General features: G+C 43.7%; 3 protein-coding genes. All 3 read left to right on the top strand.

The window, feature by feature from the left end:
• Positions 1 to 447 precede the first annotated feature (447 nt).
• The 3 genes from PLE34_RS18270 to PLE34_RS18260 all read left to right on the top strand — a co-directional run bounded on the left by PLE34_RS18270 (position 448) and on the right by PLE34_RS18260 (position 6,080).
• On the top strand, positions 448 to 1,047 hold the full coding sequence (locus tag PLE34_RS18270) for an RNA polymerase sigma factor (protein WP_324559238.1): 600 nt from the start codon (positions 448 to 450) through the stop codon (positions 1,045 to 1,047).
• A gap of 142 nt (positions 1,048 to 1,189) precedes the next feature.
• Positions 1,190 to 2,383: a FecR family protein gene (locus tag PLE34_RS18265; protein WP_324559237.1), complete on the top strand. Its 1,194-nt coding sequence runs from the start codon at positions 1,190 to 1,192 to the stop codon at positions 2,381 to 2,383.
• A 271-nt stretch (positions 2,384 to 2,654) separates the two neighbouring features.
• Positions 2,655 to 6,080, top strand: a complete 3,426-nt coding sequence (locus tag PLE34_RS18260) for a TonB-dependent receptor (RefSeq protein WP_324559236.1) — start codon at positions 2,655 to 2,657, stop codon at positions 6,078 to 6,080.
• Positions 6,081 to 6,085 lie beyond the last annotated feature (5 nt).

Here is a 6,085-nt window from a genome sequence, read left to right as displayed (position 1 = left end):
ACTAAAAGCTATTTGAGAATAAAATACCTAATCCTATTTGAAAATTTGAAAATGAAGCGGTCGGTACGCGACGAAAGAAGCGTCAGACCGCGGGCTAACGTGAAAATATGGAAATGTGGAAGCAACAACTGTTTTGCGTTGCGTCTTTGCTCCGCTGCGGGCCTGGCGTGAAACAGTGGGAATGTGAGCGTTTGAAAATGGAAGAGCTTAACAGGATAAAAACAGGGATGGCATGAAGGGATTATAAAATATACACAGATCGGTTTCAAATTCAAATTGCATTCGACACCCGGTCCCGGCCACCAGCCCCCATATAGAAAAGAAGATTGCGCTGTTGAAAAGCAAAATTCATGCATACGATTGCGCAGTTTTTAGTAGGAACCACCGTTATTTTTCCGTAGTTTAGATGAATTAATTGTCATTTTAGTATTACCCAAAACGAACGGTGTGAGCGGCAGCATTTCAATAAATGAAACATATTTGTTACACCAGTTAGCCGATGGTGATGAAAACGCTTTTCGTGTATTATATGACCGCTACCGGGATAAGCTTTTCTTTTATGTGCTGCGTATAACCGGATCGAGGCAAATAGCTGAAGATGTATTACAGGAAGTATTTGCAAAAATATGGGTTAGCAGAGAAGAAATGAAGGATGTTCAGTGTTTCAGCGCATGGCTGTTTAAACTGGCAAAAAACAAAACAATTAACGGATTGCGCAGGTTGTCTCTCGAAACTTCCATCCTTGCCGAAATAGGCTTTACTGCAAACAGGCAGGTAAACAATACGAGTGAAACCCTCGATTTCCTTGACACCCGGAAAGCTTTGCAGGAAGCTATGGAACAATTACCTCCCCGGCAAAAATTAGTATACCGGCTAAGGTGGGAGCAGGGTTTAAAAAGCAGGGAAATAGCCAGGCACCTGAATATTTCTCCATTAACAGTGAAAAAGCATATAGCAGAGGCTTCCCGTTCCATCCGCAGCCTGCTGGAAAAAAAAACCACCATATCCATAACGGTGATTTCTTTGATTTTTAATCTCCCACAATAATTTTTTCCCGGCACTACTCCCTTTTCTTTTGCCAATTGTCTATCAAACATAAGGGGCAGGCAAATTGCTAACGCATTTGCTGCTTTGCGGTAACAGCATTTCTTCCCGGTTGAAAAACGCAGCTTTAAATTGAGCAATATATATGCAAAAAGAAAGGTTTCTCTTTTTATTGAAAAAGCATTTATCGAAAACCTGCTCTCCATCGGAAAAGGAAGCGCTTTTTGCGATGATAGCGGAAATGAATAATAACGAAATGCTTGCTGACTGGCTGGAAGAAGCATGGCATTCGTTTACACCCGGGGAAGCATTAACACAGGAGGAAGCGGATGCATATTTTAATGCTATCGTGGCATCATCTGAAAAAAACAGTGATGCACATATCGCCCCCCGGCGCGGTATACGTACCATAGGTAGCTATTGGCTCCGCATTGCAGCGATATTTCTTGTGGTGCTTACGGGCGCCACTACATGGTTTTTTATCAACCGTAAACATGCAGTGGCTATTGCAGATAATGCGGAGGAGGTATATAAACAGGATGTAACTCCCGGCGGAAATTATGCCATCTTAACCCTTTCAGACGGGAGCAAAATAATCCTGGATAGTGTATCAAACGGCGTGGTGGCAAGCCAGGGTAATGCTAAAATTACAAAGCTCGGTAATGGAAAGCTGGTGTATGAAAATGCTGCTGCACCACGCAAAGTTGTATACAACACCATGAGCACACCAACAGGAGGTCAATACCGGCTCATGTTGCCCGACGGAACAGAAGTATGGTTAAATGCAGCATCGTCTGTTACTTATCCCGTTGCTTTTACCGGAAAGGAAAGGAATGTATCCATTACAGGTGAAGTGTATTTTGAAGTAAAGAAAAATACCGCAATGCCTTTTAAAGTAAAAGTAAAGGAACAGGTGATTGAGGTACTGGGAACGCATTTTAATGTGAATGCATACGATAATGAAGATGCCGTAAAAACAACGCTGGCAGAGGGATCGGTAAAAGTTGCCAGTGGAAATAATATTATGCTGTTACATCCGGGGCAGCAGGCACGGCAGGATAAAAACGATCATTTAACATTAATAAGCAACCCCGATATGGAAGAAACACTTGCCTGGAAAGATGGTTTATTCCGCTATAACGGAGCAGACATAATAACGATAATGAAACAGGCAGCACGCTGGTACGGCGTAGAAGTAGTGTACAAAGACAAAATTGATGAAACCTTTGTTGCAGAAATACCCAGGAACGTTAACCTCTCCAAGCTGCTTGAATTACTGGAATTAACCAAACAGGTACATTTTACTATTGAAGGAAAAACGGTAACTGTAACACGCTAATTCGTTTCAGCCTAACCGGCATGAGTAACCTGCAAAGTTTAAACAATAGAAATGAAATAAATATTAAAAACAACATAGCCTAAAAAAACCGGAAGCGTTGGAAGCACTTCCGGCAACATGTTAAGGCTGATGTTAAACAGTCAAAATCAGGAGACAGACCATTTTTTAATAACCTAAACAAAACAAAGCTATGCGATTAACTGCTTATCGCCAAGCACTGAGGTGCAGGTTCTTTAACTATAACCCGGCAATACTAAAACTCTGCTTAGTTATGAAACTGACTATTATTTTGTTATTGACCTGTTTCCTGCAGGTAAATGCAAAAGGATATTCCCAGGGTGTAACGCTCAAAATGAAGCATGTTACCCTTGAAAGGGTGCTGAAGGAAATTACAAAGCAAACAGATTATCATGTTATTTATGGCAAATCGGAAATAGCAAAGGCTGCCCGGATAGACGTAGACGTTACCAACTCCAGCCTGGAAGAAGTACTGTCACTGGTCTTCAAAAACCAGCTCCTTTCTTACACCATCAGGGATAAGTTTATTGTTATATCCCCCGCGCCTGCTCCTGAACAACCTGCATCTCTGCCGGCGCCTCCGCCTGTAGACATTAAAGGAACCGTGTTATCGGGAGATGACCCCGCTTTGCCATTAGAAGGCGCTTCCGTAAAATTAAAGGGTAGCTACAGGGGAACTACCACCAATGCGAAGGGTGAATTTTTACTCCAGATCCCCGATGAATCGGGCACCCTTGTAATTTCGTTTATAGGCTATGAAACGGTTGAGGTGGCGGTTTCAGGAACCCGCTCCACCGTAAATGTTACCTTAAAAGCTGTCGACAAACAAACAGAAGAAGTTGTAGTGATCGGTTACGGCACACAGCGGAAAAGAGATGTTACCGGCGCTGTTTCATCCGTAAAAACAAAAGACCTGGTGCTTTCTTCCGGGCCTGAAATCGGCAACATGCTGAAAGGGAAAGTGGCGGGACTTACTATCCGCCAGAACAGCGCCCAGCCAGGCGGCGGCATTGATATATTAGTGCGGGGCGCCGGTTCGGTAAACGCGAGCAATGCCCCGTTGTTTGTGGTGGATGGATTTCCTATCACCGACCTGGAGCAACCCGAAAGTGGTGGCAGGTACCAGGCCGGAACACAAAGCATACTCAATTCATTTAATCCCAATGATATTGAATCCATAGAAGTATTGAAAGACGCAAGCGCCACTTCCATTTATGGTTCACGGGCGGCAAACGGCGTAATTCTTATTACCACAAAAAGAGGCAATGAAGGCGCGTTGAGGGTGCAGTACTCCGGCAACTACTCCGTTCAGAAATACAATAATCCTTTTGACGTGCTTCCCTTAAATGAATGGATGCAGGTACGCAATGAAGCCGCCTGGGAACAGTGGCAGTTTGATAATAATGTATACCCTTATGGTACCAAAACGCAGGAAGAAGCTGAAGCTAACCCGGTAAACGGGCCCTTTAGAAAATTATATACCCAAAACGCTATTAATAATGTAGGACGTGGTACGGACTGGTTTGACCTGGTAACAAGAGACGGCGCCACTATGCAGCACAATATTTCACTCTCCGGCGGCACCCGGTACACCAAATACCTCATATCAGGTAATTACTATGATCAGAAAGGGATTATAAAAAATTCGTCCTTCAAAAGATATTCGGTAAGAGCAAATATTGACCAGGAAATAAATAAATACGTAAAAACAGGCATTAATTTAACCGCCAGCAGAATTGATAACCAGAACACACAACTGGGCAGCGACCAGTACGAAAATTCGGGGATCATACGGGCTGCCATACAGCAGGGGCCGCATATTCCCGCTATAGATGAAGACGGGAATTACCCCCTGAACCCGCAATTGGCTTTGCAACCCAACCCCTACTCGCTATTGACCATAAGCGACCAGGGAAGGATTGAAAGGCTGCTGGGAAACTTCTTTATTGATATTATGCCGGTTCAGGATTTAACCGTTAAGCTGAAAGCGGGTATAGACAGGGGCATTACCAAAAGACAAAACTATTTACCCACTACTACCCTTCACGGACAACTGGAACATGGCAGGGCTTTTATATCCAATTCGGATAATAATTCTTATTTGCTGGAAGCTACCGCCAACTATACAAAACAAATTAACGAAGCTCACCGGTTTGATCTGCTTGCCGGCGTTTCCCAGCAAAGGTTCGTTACTAATTTTAGCAGTGAAGGCGCCACAGGCTTTATTACAGATGCGTTTTTATGGAATAACCTCGGCGCGGGAAGCATTCAGTTGCCCACCAGTTCATCGGGTTCTAAAAATATGATCGCCTCTTATTTCGGCAGGTTAAATTATAATTATAAGAGCCGCTATTATGCTACGGTTACTGTACGTACAGATGGCGCCAGTGTTTTTGCAGCGAATAATAAATGGGGTACTTTCCCATCCGCCGCACTGGCATGGAATGTAGCAGAAGAACCTTTTTTTGCCGCGTTAAAAAACACGGTTTCCCAGCTTAAGATCAGGCTAAGCTACGGACAAACCGGTAACGCCACCATTAACAGTAATGCTTTTGCAGCCTACTCCGCTTACCCGGCATGGCTATCAGGCAATGATGTAAGGCTTATTGGTGTTTCCTTATCCCGGCTGGAAAACCCTGATCTTAAATGGGAAACTACCACCGGCGCTAACCTGGGTGTAGACTTCGCTTTGTTTGGCGGCAAAGTAGATGGCTCTATTGAAATATATAACAATGTGATATCTGATTTGTTAGATACCAAATCATTGAACTCTTACCAGGAAGTAAATACCATTATTGCCAATATAGGCAAAACACGAAGCAGGGGTTTTGAAATAACCGTTAATACACGCAATATACAATCCGCAAATTTCCAGTGGAGAACGATGTTTGCGCTTGCCCGTTATAAAGATACCTGGTTAGAAAGAGCGCCGGACTGGAAACCTACGGTGTATGAAAGCGCCAACGACCCTATAAGAGCGGTATACAGCCGGGTAGCAGATGGCATCATGCAGGTAGGTGAACAAGCTCCTGAATCACAGCCGGAGCTAAAACCCGGCATGATAAAGATGATGGATATTAATGGATTTGACAGGGATGCCAACGGCAACCCGGTTGTAGATGCCAATGGAAGATTTGTGCGCACGGGTAAGCCCGATGGAATAATTGATGATGCAGATACAAGGCTTATGGGCACTTCCGATCCAAGCTTAATGGCAGGCATTACCAATATTTTTATTTATAAAAATTTCAGCCTCAATTTTGATTTCAATGCATTATTCGGCCGTCGTTTTGCCGATCCCAATTATACTACCTATGGCGTAAGCGCCGCAGGGGTTTATTCTAACGGTTACAATGCTTTGCGGATAGTAAAGGAAAGATGGACACCTGAAAATCCATCTGCCACACATCCCAGCTCTTTTTACGGATGGTCTCCTTATGGCATCGGTGATTTTTTTGTTCAGGACGCCTGGTTTATACGGCTTCAGAACATTTCGCTGGGCTATAACCTGCCGCAAAAAATTTTCAGCAAGGTATTCAGTTCGGCACGTATTCATGCAGATGTACAGAACCTTTTTGTGATTAGTCCCTATACAGGGGTGGATCCGGAAACCGATTCCTATACTGCCGCCTATCCGTATATCAGGACCTACACCATAGGACTTAACCTCAATTTTTAAATTTT

Source organism: Agriterribacter sp., from assembly GCF_035445465.1.
Taxonomy (GTDB): Bacteria; Bacteroidota; Bacteroidia; order Chitinophagales; family Chitinophagaceae; genus Agriterribacter.
This window is presented reverse-complemented; position numbering and strand designations above follow the sequence as displayed.